Annotated in this window: 16 protein-coding genes; 3 read left to right on the forward strand and 13 right to left on the reverse strand. The window is 44.8% G+C overall.

The features are described from left to right. Genes KS2013_RS08855 through mraZ form a run of 12 tightly spaced genes read right to left on the reverse strand, consistent with a single transcriptional unit; the run spans window position 1 to window position 13,673 of the window. On the reverse strand, window positions 1–975 hold the full coding sequence (locus tag KS2013_RS08855) for a D-alanine--D-alanine ligase (RefSeq protein WP_068992682.1): 975 nt from the start codon (window positions 973–975) through the stop codon (window positions 1–3). Beyond that, window positions 975–2,429, reverse strand: coding sequence for a UDP-N-acetylmuramate--L-alanine ligase (gene murC, locus KS2013_RS08860; RefSeq protein WP_068992685.1), 1,455 nt, complete (start codon window positions 2,427–2,429; stop codon window positions 975–977). The genes KS2013_RS08855 and murC overlap by 1 nt, the downstream gene beginning before the upstream one ends. Then, complete coding sequence (gene murG / locus KS2013_RS08865) at window positions 2,416–3,591, reverse strand: undecaprenyldiphospho-muramoylpentapeptide beta-N-acetylglucosaminyltransferase (protein ID WP_068992687.1); 1,176 nt, start codon at window positions 3,589–3,591, stop codon at window positions 2,416–2,418. The genes murC and murG overlap by 14 nt, the downstream gene beginning before the upstream one ends. Continuing rightward, a complete protein-coding gene (gene ftsW / locus KS2013_RS08870; protein ID WP_068992689.1) occupies window positions 3,588–4,811 on the reverse strand; it encodes a putative lipid II flippase FtsW in 1,224 nt (407 codons plus the stop codon). The genes murG and ftsW overlap by 4 nt, the downstream gene beginning before the upstream one ends. Continuing rightward, on the reverse strand, window positions 4,808–6,133 hold the full coding sequence (gene murD / locus KS2013_RS08875) for a UDP-N-acetylmuramoyl-L-alanine--D-glutamate ligase (protein ID WP_068992691.1): 1,326 nt from the start codon (window positions 6,131–6,133) through the stop codon (window positions 4,808–4,810). The genes ftsW and murD overlap by 4 nt, the downstream gene beginning before the upstream one ends. Window positions 6,134–6,153: 20 nt before the next feature. After that, a complete protein-coding gene (gene mraY / locus KS2013_RS08880) occupies window positions 6,154–7,233 on the reverse strand; it encodes a phospho-N-acetylmuramoyl-pentapeptide-transferase (protein ID WP_068992693.1) in 1,080 nt (359 codons plus the stop codon). A gap of 2 nt (window positions 7,234–7,235) precedes the next feature. Further along, window positions 7,236–8,618, reverse strand: a complete 1,383-nt coding sequence (locus KS2013_RS08885) for a UDP-N-acetylmuramoyl-tripeptide--D-alanyl-D-alanine ligase (RefSeq protein WP_068992696.1) — start codon at window positions 8,616–8,618, stop codon at window positions 7,236–7,238. Continuing rightward, window positions 8,615–10,180, reverse strand: coding sequence for a UDP-N-acetylmuramoyl-L-alanyl-D-glutamate--2,6-diaminopimelate ligase (locus KS2013_RS08890; protein WP_083217828.1), 1,566 nt, complete (start codon window positions 10,178–10,180; stop codon window positions 8,615–8,617). Before KS2013_RS08890 ends, KS2013_RS08885 begins: the two co-directional genes overlap by 4 nt. Beyond that, a complete protein-coding gene (locus KS2013_RS08895) occupies window positions 10,173–11,924 on the reverse strand; it encodes a peptidoglycan D,D-transpeptidase FtsI family protein (protein WP_068992700.1) in 1,752 nt (583 codons plus the stop codon). The genes KS2013_RS08890 and KS2013_RS08895 overlap by 8 nt, the downstream gene beginning before the upstream one ends. A 14-nt stretch (window positions 11,925–11,938) precedes the next feature. Continuing rightward, window positions 11,939–12,286, reverse strand: coding sequence for a cell division protein FtsL (gene ftsL, locus KS2013_RS08900; RefSeq protein ID WP_068992704.1), 348 nt, complete (start codon window positions 12,284–12,286; stop codon window positions 11,939–11,941). Then, window positions 12,283–13,215 carry a 16S rRNA (cytosine(1402)-N(4))-methyltransferase RsmH gene (gene rsmH, locus KS2013_RS08905; protein WP_068992707.1) on the reverse strand — a complete coding sequence of 311 codons (933 nt, stop codon included), beginning with the start codon at window positions 13,213–13,215 and terminating at the stop codon, window positions 12,283–12,285. Before rsmH ends, ftsL begins: the two co-directional genes overlap by 4 nt. A gap of 2 nt (window positions 13,216–13,217) precedes the next feature. After that, a complete protein-coding gene (gene mraZ / locus KS2013_RS08910) occupies window positions 13,218–13,673 on the reverse strand; it encodes a division/cell wall cluster transcriptional repressor MraZ (RefSeq protein WP_068992710.1) in 456 nt (151 codons plus the stop codon). A gap of 628 nt (window positions 13,674–14,301) precedes the next feature. Here mraZ and KS2013_RS08915 point away from each other — a divergent pair. From KS2013_RS08915 to KS2013_RS08925, 3 genes are all read left to right on the forward strand, one after another. Beyond that, on the forward strand, window positions 14,302–15,252 hold the full coding sequence (locus KS2013_RS08915; RefSeq protein WP_068992713.1) for a glutaminase: 951 nt from the start codon (window positions 14,302–14,304) through the stop codon (window positions 15,250–15,252). A 292-nt stretch (window positions 15,253–15,544) separates the two neighbouring features. Beyond that, on the forward strand, window positions 15,545–15,775 hold the full coding sequence (locus tag KS2013_RS08920) for a hypothetical protein (RefSeq protein WP_068992716.1): 231 nt from the start codon (window positions 15,545–15,547) through the stop codon (window positions 15,773–15,775). Window positions 15,776–15,956: 181 nt separating this feature from the next. Beyond that, complete coding sequence (locus tag KS2013_RS08925) at window positions 15,957–16,469, forward strand: TrmH family RNA methyltransferase (protein ID WP_068992719.1); 513 nt, start codon at window positions 15,957–15,959, stop codon at window positions 16,467–16,469. A 644-nt stretch (window positions 16,470–17,113) separates the two neighbouring features. On the opposite strand, the gene KS2013_RS11955 is transcribed toward KS2013_RS08925, so the two are convergent. Next, window positions 17,114–17,272 (reverse strand): hypothetical protein, encoded by a 159-nt coding sequence (locus KS2013_RS11955; protein ID WP_156768987.1) that lies wholly within the window; start codon window positions 17,270–17,272, stop codon window positions 17,114–17,116. Window positions 17,273–17,300 lie beyond the last annotated feature (28 nt).

Raw genomic sequence — 17,300 nt, forward strand, 5'->3', positions numbered from 1 at the left:
CTAATTAACCTCCAATTGAGAGCCTAGTATTGGCGTCCGTTCAAAACTGGTATCCAACACTTTCAGAACCAGCTCTTCAAAACTGATACCACTAACTTTTGCCGCTTTAGGGACCAGCGATGACTGTGTCATTCCAGGTACCGTATTCACCTCAAGCAATAACCAGTCTCCTGTTTTTGAGTCGCGCATAAAATCCACCCGCCCCCAGCCGAAGCAACCCAATGCCGCAAATGCTTTCTCGCTAAGTCTGGCTAATGCCTGCTCATCATCCGATGAAAGGCCACTTGGGCAATGATATTCAGTCTGGTTACTACTGTACTTAGCGTTAAAATCGTAAAATGTATGTGGCGTCTCCACCCGTATACTTGGTAGTGCCTTACCATTTAGCACTGCGACCGTAAATTCTTCGCCGTTAATCCACTCCTCTAGCATGATCTCTTGATCAAACTGCTGTGCTTTAGCCACAGCTTGCTGCAAACTCTCAGCGGTATCAGCTCTTGCCATACCCACACTGGATCCTTCATGTATTGGCTTTACCATGACGCAACCGTTAACCTCAGCCAACAACTTATCAGCCTCAACCAGCGATAAACTGCCAGTCGATACCATTTTATGTTTTGCTACCGGCAAGCCCTGTGCACTCCATAATAATTTAGTACGTAACTTATCCATGGCGATTGCAGAGGCCATTACGCCACTACCGGTGTAGGGAATCTGGTGAAGCTCCAGAAAACCCTGAATAACACCATCTTCACCGCCACGACCATGCAGGGCATTCCAAACACGATCAAACCCTTGATCAGTTATCGCAGCTAAACCATCCACCTTTGGATCGACTTTGTACGCATCTACACCAGCGCTCAATAGCGCTTTATGTACAGACTCACCCGACACTAGCGAAATCTCTCGCTCAGCCGAGTAGCCGCCATAAACAACTGCGACTTTTCCGTAATCAGCTGCAGATCGTGCACCCATTACTTCTGCTCCTTCGGCATTAACTTTTTGAAGTCCAGTCCTACCTGAACCCATGATGGCGCCAGGCTACCTACATTTCCGGCACCCTGCGTCACGAGCACGTCTCCGTCCTCCAGCAGGTGAGACAGTGCTTCTGGTAATTCATCAATTTTCTCAACGAAAATTGGTTCAATCTTCCCACGTTGACGAATACTGCGGCATAATGATCGACTATCAGCTCCCGGAACCGGCTCTTCACCAGCAGCGTAAACTTCCAACATCACCAGCTCATCAACTTCACTCAATACCGCACAAAAATCTTCATATAAATCTCGAGTTCGGCTATAACGATGTGGCTGATACACCATAACTAACCGGCGCTCAGGCCAACTTTGACGCAACGCCTTGATGGTCGCATTAACCTCACTCGGATGATGACCATAATCATCCACCAGGGTGACCGTTTTATCGTCTATCGTGAAGTCGCCATACATCTGGAAGCGACGGCCGATACCTTCAAACTCTGACAATGCTTTTTGGATTGCTTTGTCGCTGACACCATCATCGGTGGCAACGGCAATAGCCGCCAGTGCATTCTGAACGTTGTGCTTACCCGGAAGATTTAATTCAATCTCAAGTTCACCAACACAGTCCCGACGCACAACTTTAAAGAAGCTTTTTGTTCCTCTCTGTTCATAGTCAATAGCCCTCACGTCAGCCTTCTGATTGAATCCATAAGTCACCGTAGGACGCGATACTCTGGGCGTTAATTCCTGTACGGTTTCATCATCTATACACATCACGGCCAAACCATAAAACGGCAGGTTGTGTAGGAAATCGATAAAGTTACTTTCTAAATTTTTAAAGTCCCCGCCATAAGTATCCATATGGTCGGCTTCAATATTGGTAACCACAGAAACCATTGGCTGGAGATGTAAGAACGATGCATCACTTTCGTCCGCCTCGGCTATGAAGTAACGACTTTTGCCCAGTTTTGCATTCGAACCGGCGCTATTGAGTAAGCCACCGATAACAAATGTTGGGTCATACCCACCTTCAGCGTAGATACTTGCCAGTAAACTGGTAGTAGTCGTTTTACCGTGAGTACCAGCTACTGCAATACCGTGTCTGAACCGCATCAATTCCGCTAGCATTTCAGCACGTCGAACGATAGGTACACGACGTTCTTTAGCTGCTTCTACTTCTGGGTTGTTCTTAGGAATAGCGGTTGAGCAGACAACCACATCGACATCCAGAATATTGTTGCCTCTATGTCCCAGGAAGATTTCTGCACCTAGCTCTTCTAGCCTGTGAGTAACGTGGCTTTGACGGAGATCCGAACCACTTACCTGGTATCCTAGGTTAAGTAATACTTCCGCGATACCGCTCATACCCGCACCACCGATGCCGATAAAGTGTATACGCTTTATTCGACGCATTTCCGGGATCGCCTGTTGGATATTATCTTGACTCATTTGCGTCCTCCGGCATCGTATCTTTGTCTGTTGTCACTTTAGTTTCTTTTTGAATTCTGTAATCGCCAATAGCTGCTCGCTTACAATAATCAGCTACCTGTTCGGTTGCATATGGCTTCGCCAGTTTTTTGGCCATTGCAGCCATTTCAATTAAATGTTCCTTATCGTTTGCTAAAGAAGTCACTTGCTGAGCCAACACGGTTTCATCCAGATCATGTTGCTGGATAATCAACGCGGCTCCCTGACTGGCCAAATAACGAGCATTATGCGTCTGATGATCATCAACGGCGTGAGGATAAGGTACAAATATTGCTGCACATCCTGCTGCTGCTATCTCTGCAACCGTTAAAGCACCCGCTCGGCAAATAACCAGGTCAGCCCAGCTATAAGCTTCCGCCATATCTTCAATAAATTCCGTTACGTCATGTGTAATCAGCTGATTTTTGATCTGTTTATAGCGTGCCGCTACATCACCTAAATTACCCCTTCCACATTGGTGTCGAACATCAACATTTAAGCCGCCGTTAATTATGTCGAGCATCGCAGGGACTTTTTGATTCAGGATCATGGCACCACGGCTACCACCTATTACTAATATTTTGATGGTTCCATTATCTCGGTGTATGCGTTGCTCAGCGTTAGCAATAGCCATTAAATCTGTTCTTACAGGGTTCCCAACGGTTGCCAGCTTATTACTGTTATCAAACGCCCCGGGGTAAGCCTGTAGCGTAATATTGCTCAAGCGATTCAGGTAACTGTTGGTCATCCCTGCAATTGCATTCTGTTCGTGTAACACCAGAGGGACTCCGCAAAGCTTGGCAGCAATCCCTCCTGGGCCACTGGCGAAACCACCCATTCCCAAAGCTACGTCGGGTTTCACCTTTTTAATAACCGCGCGCGCTTTTAACACGCTGTTCAGTAGCTGGAATGGTGCTTTTAATAATGACGTCAGGCCTTTCTTGCGAATACCTTTAACTGGAAGCAATGTCATGCGAATGCCATGTTTTGGCACCAACTCTTCTTCCATGCCACCCTCAGAGCCTAACCAGTGCAGCTTCCAGCCCTGTTGCTGTAAATGCTTGCCCACGGCAAGAGCCGGGAAGATATGTCCTCCCGTTCCACCAGCCATCAGAAGAATGGTCTTATTAACGGAGTCACTCATGAATGACCTCCTCGACTTTTTTGACGATAGCCACTTTTCGCCTTTGAAAACTCGTGTTCTTTTCGACGCACTTCAAAATCAACTCTCAAAAGCACTGCCATGGCTACGCAACTAACAATAAGCGAATTACCACCGTAACTAATAAACGGTAATGTAAGCCCTTTGGTCGGTAATGAACCACTAGCCACACCGATATTTATCAGTGCCTGCAAACTTAGCCAGAAACCGATTCCATAAGACATATAAGCAGCGAAGTGATGCTCCATCTTTAAAGCTCTTCGACCAATGCTTAGCGCTTTCCAGAAAATAATGGCAAATAACGAAATCACCAGTAACACACCAACAAAGCCAAATTCTTCCGCAAACACAGCAAAGACAAAGTCAGTATGAGCCTCGGGCAGATAAGATAATTTTTGTACGCTGTTACCGAGACCAACACCAAACCAATCACCACGGCCAAAGGCAATCAATGACTGCACTAACTGATATCCGCTGCCAAATTGATCAGCCCAAGGATCAAGGAAACTGGTTAAGCGCTTCATTCGATAGGGCTCCTGCCAGGCGACTAATCCCATCACAATCCCAACAAATACCGTTAGTGTGATGAACTGCCACAGCCTGGCGCCAGCTAAAAACATCATCGCCAAAGCCGTTGCAACGATTACTGCTGAAGTTCCAAAGTCTGGTTGTAGCAGCAGGAATGCGACCACCAGACCAATGACAACAAGCGGCTTCATAAATCCCCTAATCTGAGTCTGTAACTCATCGCTACGTCTGACCAGATATCCTGCTAAATAAATGACTAAGAAGAATTTCATTAATTCTGCCGGTTGTACTGTCAATGGGCCGACTCCAATCCAGCGTTTACTGCCATTAACCTCACGACCTATGACTAAAACTGCTACCAGTAGTACAATTCCTAATACCAGGAATTTAGGGCCATTTTCCTGCCAGAACCGCGTATCCAGCTGTAACGTCATAATTGCAGCTACGATAGCAATAGATAGATAAACGCAATGCCTGATCAGGAAGTAGAATTCATTACCCTTCATATGATCTTCTGCGAACGGCATTGAGCTGGATGCCACCATTACCACACCTATCGCCAATAAGGTAATGACAGGTCCTAGCAACCAGGGATCCAGACGCGTTCTAGGATCAGACAATTTTAGTTGTTCTGCAAAATCGTTTAAGCGCAATACGTTAACTAAACCTGTCATAACGCCTCCACCAATTGCTCGAACTGCTCACCACGTTCGATGTAGTTCTTAAACATATCCCAACTGGCGCAGGCCGGTGATAGTAATACGCAATCACCGGGCTTGCTGGAAGCTACAGCCTGTTCCACTGCCTGAGACAAGTTTTCCACGATGACTGAGCGGTCTTGTGCTAATGATGCAATCTCAACACCATCCTTGCCAAAACAGATCAATGTTTTAGCGTGTTTATTAATGCTGTCCGCAAGACTCGACAAATCCGAACCTTTTGCATCTCCACCAGCGATTAATACAATTTTGTGATTAAATTTCGGGGCAAAACTGTTTATAGCGGCAACTGTAGCACCAACGTTGGTTGCCTTAGAGTCATTAATAAAGGTAACCCCATTTTTCACCGCCACAAGCTGGCTACGGTGAGGCATACCAGCATAGTGTTTTGCACTCTGAATCACTGCCTCATCAATGGGGATGCCTACAGCATCAAGTAGAGCGAAGGCTGCAGCGACATTCAGAGCATTATGAGCACCCTGCAGGGTTAGCTCATTTAAGGACATTAGCTTTTTGTGGTGTCCAACTAATGCCCCATTCTTCAGATCAACCTGCCAATCTGATTTGCTGCCAAATCCAAAGGAAGTGACGTCTGCTCCAGTTCTACCCGGCTGTGTTACTTCATCTTCCGCATTAACTACAATCTTCTTGGCATGATTGAATATTCTTTGTTTAGCCTCGACGTATTCCTTGTAGTCTGCATATCGGTCAAGGTGGTCTTCACTGACATTCAGAATGGTGGCAACCGCAGGTTGTAAAGTATAAGTCGTCTCAAGTTGGAAGCTTGAAAGTTCCAATACTGAGACTGCATCTTTTTCACTATGCTGCAACAGTTCAAGCGCCGGCATACCTATATTGCCGCCAACCAACGCCTTGTTGCCGCTGGCTTCAAGCAACAAACCTACCAGTTCAGTAACCGTGCTCTTACCATTTGATCCTGTGATCGCAATTACTGGCGTAGTATTAGCCTGTGCAAATAACTCGATATCACCTACGATTTCAACCCCAAAATCCTTCGCTCTTGCAATGTCTGGATTCGTCACAGCAATTCCAGGGCTGACCACTAACTGGTCATAGCCAAGCATTTTCTGGCCATTCCAGTCTACTAAGGCGTCTTTATCAATTTTTGCGAGCTCGTCTGCTCCTGGTGGATGTGTACGGGTATCCATGACCTTGAAAGGTTGGTTTTGTGCTGATAAATAACGCGCAACCGAAAGCCCGGTTTGTCCCAAACCGAGAATTAAGCGGTTCTTATTGTCGATTGCTTGCGTTTGCATCAGCTTACATAAACTCCCTATTAACGTACTTTCAGGGTTGCTAAACCAACCAGCACCAGGATCAATGAAATAATCCAGAAGCGCACGATCACTCGAGGCTCTGGCCACCCTTTTAATTCATAATGATGATGTAATGGCGCCATCTTAAAAATTCTTTTTCCAGTCAACTTGTATGAACCGACCTGTAACATTACAGAAACGGTCTCTATGACGAAGACCCCACCCATAATGAAAAGGACTAATTCCTGTCTAACAATCACAGCAATTGTGCCAAGCGCCGCGCCCAATCCAAGAGCTCCCACATCACCCATAAAGACTTGCGCCGGATAGGTGTTGAACCACAGGAAGCCTAAGCCAGCACCAACAATAGCGGCTGAAAAAATTACCAGTTCTCCAACACCGTTGATATATGGAATGGCAAGATATTCTGAGAACACCTGGTTACCAGTAAGGTAAGCGAATATCCCAAGTCCGCCAGCGACCAGAACTGTAGGTAAAATGGCAAGCCCGTCTAGGCCATCGGTGAGATTCACTGCATTACTGGTACCAACAATCACGAAGTAGGCCATGAATACAAACATCAGCCCAAGCTGTGGCATGACATCTTTGACAAAGGGTACCAGCAGCTGAGTTTCCTGCGGACTGGCTGTGTAGAAGAGATATATTGCAATACCAGCACCAATCACTGACTGCCACAGATATTTCCAGCGAGCGATAAGCCCTTTAGGATCTTTTCTAACCAATTTAATATAATCATCGGCTAAGCCCACTAGGCCAAACCCCACTATGGCGACCAGGCAAACCCAAAGATATCGGTTTTCCAGCTCTCCCCATAACAGGCAAGCCAGCACGATAGCCACAATAATTAAGGCACCACCCATGGTTGGTGTACCGGCTTTACTCAAGTGTGTCTGCGGTCCGTCGTCACGAACAGTCTGACCGATCTGATAACTACTCAAGCGTCGGATCATTGGCGGCCCCACCAATAACGAGATACCTAATGCCGTGAGCACGCTCAAGATTGAGCGGAACGTCAAGTATTGAAATACATTAAAACCTGAGTAAAACTCTGATAAATATTCTGCCAACCAGGTTAGCATGGTTAACCTCCCCTCTTATCTGTTAGTTGTGGCTCTATTAACGCCTGTACTACTTGTTCCATGCGAGCACTGCGCGAGCCTTTAATTAAAATTATTTGTTGTGATGTTATTTGTTCTTTTATTGCATCTATCAGAGCAACTTTATCCGCAAACCATTTGCCATTTTCCCCAAATGCTTTGATTGTATGCTTGACGTCTTCTCCCACGACGTACAGTTTTTCTACGCCTTTATCTTTGGCGTATAAACCAATGTCTTTGTGGTACTGAGCACTGTCTTTCCCAAGCTCCTTCATATCGCCAAAGACAAAAATATGCTCCCCTTGATGTCCTGTTAAAACATCAATAGCAGCCTTTACTGCTCCAACACTCGCGTTATAGGTGTCATCAATCAATAGACAGCCTTCCAGACCCCGCAAGTGATTTAATCGTCCTTTGACTTCTCCAGCTGTTTCCAGCCCCTGTTTAATGAGTTCCAAGTCCACATCGAACTGGCTACAAATTGCTGCAGCAACTAATGCATTGGACACGTTATGCTCACCTGCCAATTGCAATGAAACAGTCACGGTGTCTTTACTGCCAATACTTCTTTTAGTCAAATCAAATGTCACACTGCCTTCTGAATTCAGGTGGACATTATTGGCACTAAAATGGGCATCATTATGGCGAGATACTGTAACTTTGTGACAGTCGATAAACTCTTCCTGCCATTGTGAAGCAAAGTCACAGTCCAGATTTATTATCGCTGTTCCATCTTGCCCCAGAGCCTGATAGATTTCGGACTTTGCTTCTGCCACGCCCTCAATGGATCCGAATCCTTCGATATGGGCAGGTTCAACATTATTGATTACGCTGACATCCGGCTTGGCGATACTGGCACAGTAGGCGATTTCACCCTTATGGTTAGCCCCCATTTCTATCACTGCATAATCGTGATCCTGGGTTAACTGTAATAGAGTTAATGGCACACCAATATGATTATTGAAGTTACCCTGTGTAGCTAAGACATTTCCCTTTAAGCGTAATATAGATGCGACTAACTCTTTTACGGTGGTTTTTCCCGCGCTGCCAGTAATTCCAATCACTTTTGGATTAACTTCCTGACGTACAAACCTGGCCAGTTGGCCTAATGCCTTTTGAGTATCTTTGACCAGTATTTGCGGTAATTCGCTTTCAACCTGTCTGCTGACCATTAGCGCGGAGGCACCTTGGTTTTTGGCGGTATTGATGAACTCATGTGCATCAAACCGGTCTCCCACTAATGCAACAAATAAACTGCCCGTGCAATCTTCACGGCTATCAGTCATAACGCGCTCAACGGTCAGGTCATTACCGATTAACTGCCCGGCACAGAAGTCTGCAATTGCGGATAAAGTCAAAGGAATCATTCAGTTACCTCCATCAACTCCGCCACAGACTCTAAGTCGCTGTAATGGATTTTTTCAGTACCAATCACCTGATAGTCCTCATGCCCTTTGCCAGCCACAAGAATCATGTCCTTCGGCCCTGCATTTTCAAGAGCATACTTGATCGCCTCCAGACGGCTGCTAATGTAAGGAGTCTCTTGATTGGCCATACCCTTGCGAATCATCTCGACTATTGATTCACGCTCTTCAGTCCGTGGGTTATCATCTGTAATAATGACCTTATCAGCATGGCTTTCAGCAACTTTGCCCATAATAGGCCTTTTACTGTTATCTCGATCCCCGCCGCAGCCAAAAACTGCCCACACCTCACCCTCAGAGCAATGCGCTCTTAAAGCTTCCAGGGCCTTTTCTAAAGCATCAGGTGTATGTGCATAATCGACTACGATAGTTGGCTTTCCCGTTCCACTAAATTTCTGCATTCGACCCGGAACAGAGTTTGCTGAGTTTAACGCGACAATCCACTTATGACTGTCGCCTAGCATGGCCCCTAATGCTCCAGCGACTGCCATGATATTGGATAAGTTAAACTGCCCAAGCAAGCTGGAGTGCAGCTTTGCACTACCCCACGGTGTATGAAGATCGGCCTTTATTCCCTGTAAGCTTAGGTATGTATTCTCGCTAGTTATCCAATGCCCCTTATGAATTTCCTTATCTTCACCGCGCTGACTGTAAGCAATTTTTTCACATTTAATCTCACTATCCTGCAACAAACGGCAGCCGTATTCATCATCAGCGTTGATAACCACAGCTTTTAAGTCTTTCTTTAAAAACAGTTGACGCTTGGCCTGAAAGTAGGACTCCATGTCACCGTGATAATCCAAGTGGTCCACTGACAGGTTTGTAAATAGAGCGACACTAAATTCGACCCCATTGACGCGCCCCTGTAATAAGCCATGTGACGAGACTTCCATCGTCATATAATGGTTCTTTTGCTGTAAATATTCAGCACAGATTCGCTGTAAGGTTACGGCATCCGGTGTTGTGTTCTGTGTCACCTGTAGCGCAGAGGGATTGCCATTACCGATCGTGCTTAACATCAAGGTGGGGTAATGTAAAAACTCCAACGCCTGTGCCAGCAAATAGCAACAGCTGGTTTTACCGTTTGTTCCTGTAATACCAGTGACGGTCATTTTGCGAGTTGGATTTCCATAGAATCGAGCTGCAATAATTCCACTGAACTGTATCAGGTCTTTTATGGCAACCAGAGGAATACCTTGATAATTCAAAAGGCACACATCACTATCGGAGGTATGCTCCAAATCCACAAACTCTTCAAGCCCCTCTTTTTCAGCAACTATGGCTTTGGCGCCCGCTTCTACAGCTTGCTTAAAATAATTTCTTCCATCGGCTACATGGCCAGGATAGGCAATAAATAAAACGTCATCAGTTACAGCTCGACTATCAAGACAGACCCCAGCAACCTCATACTCTGCGAGATTACCCATCTGCTCTTTCGAAATCAGTCCCTTCAACACTCGTGAAAGTGTTTTTGGTTTGAAGTTACTACCCAGGTACTTAGTCATGGCTCACCCCTCCAGTAGCAGTTGCAACTGCCGGATGACTCATCTCACCATCTGGAGCAATATTCATAAGATGTAATGCAGTATCAGCGACTTCCGCAAACACAGGAGCTGAGACTGTACCACCGTAATAACTGTCACCTGCTGGCTCATCTACCATTACTACAATGGCGAACTGTGGGTTGGTTGCAGGAACCAGGCCTGCAAAATATGTAACGTATTCATCTCCATAACCACCGCGTACGGCTTTTCTCGAAGTACCGGTTTTTCCAGCTACACGATACCCATCAACTCTCGCACGCGTACCTGTTCCACCGTCCTGAGTAACCTGCTCCATCATTTTCACTACAGACAAAGCAATTTCAGGTTCAATCACTCGTTCCCCTTCGATTTCCTCTTCCTCTGAACGCTTCAACAGAGTTGGTGTACGCTTTATTCCGCCAGAGCCTAAAATCGAATACGCCTGAGCAAGCTGAATTGGAGTGACCATAAAGCCATAACCATATGACCAGGTAGCTTTTTCATGTCGAGACCAGTTTGGTCTAGGAGTTAATTTACCGTCCGCTTCACCTTGAATACCTAAGCCTGTCTCAACACCAAAACCAACGGCATAAAGGGTACTTAAGAACTCTTCATCCGTTAACTCCAGGGCAATTTTAGACACGCCCATATTACTCGATTTTTTAATAATGCCATCTAACGTTAAAACACCGTAATTTCGGTGATCTTTAACATAGGCGTAGTCGAGGTACATGCGACCGGGTGACGTGTCTACTTTACTGTCGACATCAAACTTACCGCTTGTCAGCCCACTTATGACTGTTAGGGGTTTTACTGTCGAGCCCGGCTCAAACATATCTGTAATTGAGCGGTTTCGGGTCAGTGCTGGTAACCGGCTATCAGAACGGTTGGGGTTGAATGAAGGCTGACTAGCCATGGCTAGAACCTCCCCAGTATGTACGTCCATAACAACAACCGAGCCACCTTTTGCTCCGTTAGATAATACTGCTCGTTTCAATTCTTTATAAGCCGCTGACTGTATTCTTGAGTCAATGCTGAGTTGTAGATCATTCCCTTGTTCTGCCTTTGCCAGAACGCCACGCTCTTCAACCACACGACGATAGAGGTCTACTACGACTTTCTCTTTGCCCGGCTTTCCAGTAAGGAAGGTATCAAATGCTTTTTCAACACCCTCCAATCCTTTGTCATCAACACCAGTAAATCCAACAACATGCGCAGTCACTTCAGCGCTTGGATAATAGCGTCGGTATTCAGTTTTGAAATTAACACCATCGATATCAAGTCGCTTGATATAAAGAGAAACATTTGGATCAACCTGACGCTCGAGCCATACGAAACGGCGGTCAGAACGCTTTTTAACCCACTGATTTAATTCGTTTTTATTACGTTTTAACGCAGCTGAAAATGCACTCCACTCCTCGCTGTTTAAAATATCCGGAGTTTTAAGCAAGGTCTCTACGTCTAACCACACCGACTCTGTTGGCACTGAACGTGCCAGCTCCACACCGTTTCGGTCCATAATTAGACCACGATGACTTGATATACCTTTAACTCTGACTGAGCGAGATTCTCCCGCTTTAGTTAAGTCTTCCGCCGAAACCACCTGCAAATATGCGGCTCGACCAATCAAAGCTACAAAACCACACAACAGTACGCCGGTCATGACGTAAAAACGCCATGTACACAGTGGTACTGTTTTAACTTTGCGGTTCCGAACTTTCTTCATTACTTTTTGATCCTCTACTCTTTACTTCTAAGAGCTGGTTTCATGATGATCTCATCAGCATTGTCTGTGTGCTTCATTTTTAATTTTTCTTCTGCCAGTTGCTCAATTCTGCTGTGCTCCGCTAACGCGCTTTGCTCCAGGCGAAGTTTTTGCCATTGCAAATCCAGTGCTGTCTGTTCGTCCTGCAACTGCTTAAACGCTATCGTTGCCTGACGGTGCTGATGGGTCTGATACGCGACTACTATTCCTGATACCACAACAACCGCACCCAACATTAATACACCGAAACGTCGCATCAATACTGCTGCCAAGCTATAAAAAGGCCATAAGCTATTGGTTTCTCTGGCCTTTTTCTTATTCATGCGATCTTCTCCGCAATACGCATAACCGCGCTACGTGCGCGGTTATTTCTTGCTAACTCCTCGTCACCAGCTCTGGTAAACTTGCCGACCTTTTTCATCCGCCGCTTGATCATGTCTTCTGTCACTGGCAGTCCAGGCGGAAAATCCTGACCTCTTTCCTGTTTTTGTATAAACCGCTTTACCATTCGGTCTTCCAGCGAGTGAAAGCTAATGGCAACAATTCGACCACCGACTTTTAAGCACTCAAGTGACTGCTCTAGCGTTTTAGCTAAATCATCCAGTTCGCTGTTAACCGCAATTCTTATTGCCTGGAAGCAGCGAGTCGCCGGATGTTTATGTTTTTCCCAGCGAGGATGAGCTTCTTTAATAATTTCAGCCAGCTGTAGCGTCCTTGTAATTGGAGCCTTCTGGCGTTTCTCAATAATTGCTCGAGCTATCCTCTTTGCATAACGTTCTTCACCATACGTTTTGAATGCCCATACCATGTCCTCTTCTTCAGTATTGGCAATCCAGCCCTCTGCTGTCTGTCCACTACTGGTATCCATTCTCATATCCAGTGGACCATCCTGCATAAAGCTAAAGCCTCGCTCAGCTTGATCTAACTGTGGTGATGACACTCCTAAGTCCATCAAAACCCCGTCAATCTGACCGAACAAACCATGTTCTTTAACTTCCTGTTCCAATAATGAAAAACTTCCATGTATTATTTCAAACCGTGAATCTTCACGCTCCAGTGCCTGGCCTTTCTCAATTGCCTGAGGATCTTTATCAAAAGCCATTAAACGACCGTTTTCTGATAGCGCAGACAATACTGCCCGACTATGACCACCGCGGCCAAATGTGCAGTCAATGTATATGCCATCAGGGTTGATCACTAGAGCCTCCACTGCTTCATCTAGTAGAACCGAATCGTGCGCCTTGTCTTTCATAACTAAAACGCCAGGTCCGGTAAATTCTCTGTATCAAGTGGACCTTCACCTAATGCAGCCACATCTTCTTCAATCTTCTGATGCCAGTTGGTTTCATTCCAGATTTGGAACGTTTTACCTTGGCCAGCAAGAAGTACTTCCTTCTCTAATTGCGCATACTCACGCAAAACAGGAGGTAGAAGAATACGTCCATTGCCATCGATTTCATGCTCAGATGCATGTCCGAGTAACATTCTTTTGATACGACGTTGATTAGGATCGGTATTGGAAAAAGTGTCTAGGGTTGCTTCGAGTTGCTCCCATTGGGGTAGTGGGAAAAGCAGTAAACATGGGTCAAACAGGTCAATAGTAACCACAATTTGATTAGCGCAAGCATCATGAAAACGCGAGCGGTACTTCGCCGGGATGGCGATGCGACCTTTCGCGTCCATATTTATTGCTGTTGCGCCTCTAAACATTGGCTTCTTCTGACCCCATTTAACTCATTCGATGAAATCTTGCTTCTGCTTATTCTGTGGGGAGAATTTAGAAAGGGCTCATTGGGAGAGAGCTCAACCAACCGCTTTCTAAATTCTCGACTCCACTGAAATCAGGTCTTGCATTTTCATCTTTTAACAACGCTCAGTAGTCGGTTGATCTTCACTGATCCTATTCGATCCACTTTGCGACACTTTTCTCCACTTCTCTACACTATATGAAGTTTGTATGATTTTTGCAAGGCAAATTTGCAAGTAAAATGTGAAAAATGTCCTTATTTGACAAACACTTAGCATGGGTTAGTTGGCACTAACAAACACGCAAAAATAAAACTCAAGTTTTTCATCAAATTAGCGTTATAAGTTAGAAATTACTTTAAGTTAAATTGTATTTTTTAGGGTAAAACTGTCGATAAAATCAGGAACTGAGGCGGAAAAAGCCAATTTTTGGGATTATTTTTCTATATTTCTCGATTTTTAAGGGGATTTACCTGTTACTTCTTCATTATCCTATAAGTAGGCATTATAAAACAGCCTTTTTATTGACTGATATTTAAGCTCTAGCTTGCTACACTGATGGCATTGGCACATTGAATCTGACCTTAAACCTATGAATTATCAAGAGATATTCCAGGAAATTAGTAACGAACTCAAAGGATTTGATGAAATCGGCCAGGTCGCGACCTACATTCCAGCACTGGCAAAAGGCAATCCCAATAAATTCGGTATGTACCTGGTGACTGAAGAAGGACACGAATATGCTCATGGCGATACTGAAGAGCCCTTTTCGATACAAAGTATTTCTAAGGTTCTGTCGCTTGTTTATGCCTTTAAATTAGTTGGCACTGACTTATGGAAGCGTGTTGGCGTCGAACCTTCCGGCAGCCCTTTTAATTCACTGGTGCAACTGGAATATGAACAAGGGATACCCCGGAACCCTTTGATTAACGCCGGCGCCATAGTCATCTGTGACATATTGATTAGCCAGCTAGAAAATCCCTACGACGACTTTATTCGCTTCGTTCGTGAGCTCTCGGGTAACCCCAACATCCAATACCGCGAAGAAACAGCAGCTTCGGAAAAGGAATGTGGTTACAAAAACAACGCCCACATTAATCTCATGAAATCTTTTGGCAATATTGATAATGACGTCGAGCAGGTACTCGATTTCTATTTTTATCTATGCTCTATCGAAATGTCATGCAAAGATTTGGCCCAGACATTTATGTTCTTGGCACGGGGCGGCAAGAATCCACTTACTAACAAAAGAGTACTGACGGCGCAGGAAACCAAACGAATAAATTCTATCATGCTGCTTTGCGGCTTTTATGACGAAGCTGGTGAGTTCGCATTTAAAGTGGGACTACCTGGGAAAAGTGGTGTAGGAGGTGGTATCGTCGCTATTTATCCCGATCAATATAGTATCGCCGTGTGGAGCCCTGGATTGAATAGTAAAGGTAATTCAAGCAAAGGGATTAAAGCTTTGGAAATTTTTACAACCATTACTCAATCCAACGTGTTTGGGCCAATGCCGATTTTTGATGAGCTAGAGTACGAGTAATAACCTCTGGTAACAATGGACAATGTCTCACAAAACCTTCATCTTTTACGACTATATCCCTCACACTAATTATAGTTAAATAACAATCGAACCAATGGAATGGTTCCACTCAAAAGGACAGGAGTGATGGATTATTCTCAGGAAGAGAATATCTCAGGACGAGAACTCTAGGAAAGAGTCTCTTATGGAAGAGAACAGCTCAGGAAGAGCTTGTTGGTATAAAGGGGTGTTACACAGGACGTGTACCCCCTTCCAGCAACTTAAAAATGGATTATGAGAAAAGGAGTTTCCTATGGCTATTAAGCTCATACAAAAATACCAAGGCTGGTGGGATTCCAGTCAAAACCGCGGTTATTTCTGGTTTACTTACTACGATAACGAGCGCAGTCGCTCAATCCCCGTTAATGCAGAACAGTTTCAAATAATCATGGACATGCTACGCAATGAGAAGCCCGTCTATGGTGATCATACTCGTGCTCTAGTCACCACTCAATCTGAAGAGACTGGAGAGGAAGAGTCTTAGTTTTTACAACAGACTTTAAAAGCATAATAGTCAGCGCCTCTAATATCTCAGACTACCCCTAGTGACTTCTGATGAAAAACCGGCGCTGACTTTTTTCAGTACTAAGCTAAACAACAACTTTTGCCAAAATTATTAAGCTCAGGCAAACTAATGCCACCTGTACAAGTCCCGCCAATTGAGCATGAGTGATAACCGACAACTCGAACACCACGATCATCTAGGTGGTAATAATAAGCATCCTATAAGAATTCTAGTTCATGACATTACAGTGCCGATGAATGTTGGCAGCATATTTCGTATAAGCGACGCACTAGGCGTGGAAAAAATTTACCTGTCAGGGAACACTCCCATTCCACCAAATAATAAAATTAGAAAAACGTCACGTAGTACGGAAAAGTACGTCGATTACAAAACATTCGTTAATCCGGTAGAGCTAATAGAAGAACTAAAGGAAGATAATTACACCATTGTCGCGCTGGAAATAACCAGCGACAGCATTCCCATTCAAGAACTGAAGCTAGAAAAAGACACCAAAATTTGCTTAATACTCGGCTCGGAAAACTCGGGGGTTAGTGAAGACTTGCTAAGCCTAGCCGACATCACTACACACATCCCCATGCTGGGACGTAATTCATCAATGAACGTAGCTACGGCGTGTGGGATCGCGGTTTATAGTTTTACTTTTAACCAGTAATTAATTTTAGATGTTCATTTTCTTTGTGCCTGACCGCAGGGAATCCCTTCGGGGCAAAGAAAACGAACCAAAAGAAAAGGCACCCTGCGCGTTAGGTCCTTCGGACTCCCCTCGTTCACAAAAGTTATTTACGCGCCGCTAAACGAAACATCTCTGTTTCGTCTTAACTAAATTAGGCTCTCCCAAGGGGATTCCCTACGGTCACCTACTAATTTACGCTATAACTTTTTCTCTCTCGGCTAACTTTAAAGGGGTTATAAGAGCATAAGCCTACGCCAGTCATAGGTTGGGTTAGCCGCTAGGCGTAACCCAACAATGAATTAGGAGAGTATTAACTCATGCACAAAGTAACTTTGTTTGTGTCCCTTTTTTTCATACTGTTCTGCTACAAACTGGGCACTGCTTTTGTCGAGAAAAGTTTTAATTAAAATTTCGTTGACGTTGTCATCCAGTCGGTATAACGCCCACTTAGCTGGGCCTAACTCATCGTTTTTCCATAAAAGATCGTTATCATTGAGTTGTAATTTATCCAGAAGAGTATTTAGTGCTGTTTTAGAGTTAGACTCGAAACTTTGTATTTGAACAGAAGTTCCCCATTGCTGCTCTACATGCGGAGAAGAGAGCCAGTAGTTTATGCCATCTATCTATACGATAGCAGAATTGAGCTCTCCGAGGCCGTTTTCAGAGTATGTTGTTAGCTTAAAGTCAAACTTAGAAGCTAGCTTGCTTAATGCAAATGGAAGGGTGCACAGAGGGTAAGGGCTAGCAATTTCTAACCATTCTCCTTCAGTGACTTGTTTCATAGTTCATAAGCCGTAGAAAATAATCTTG

Source organism: Kangiella sediminilitoris (assembly GCF_001708405.1).
GTDB classification, from domain to species: domain Bacteria; phylum Pseudomonadota; class Gammaproteobacteria; order Enterobacterales; family Kangiellaceae; genus Kangiella; species Kangiella sediminilitoris.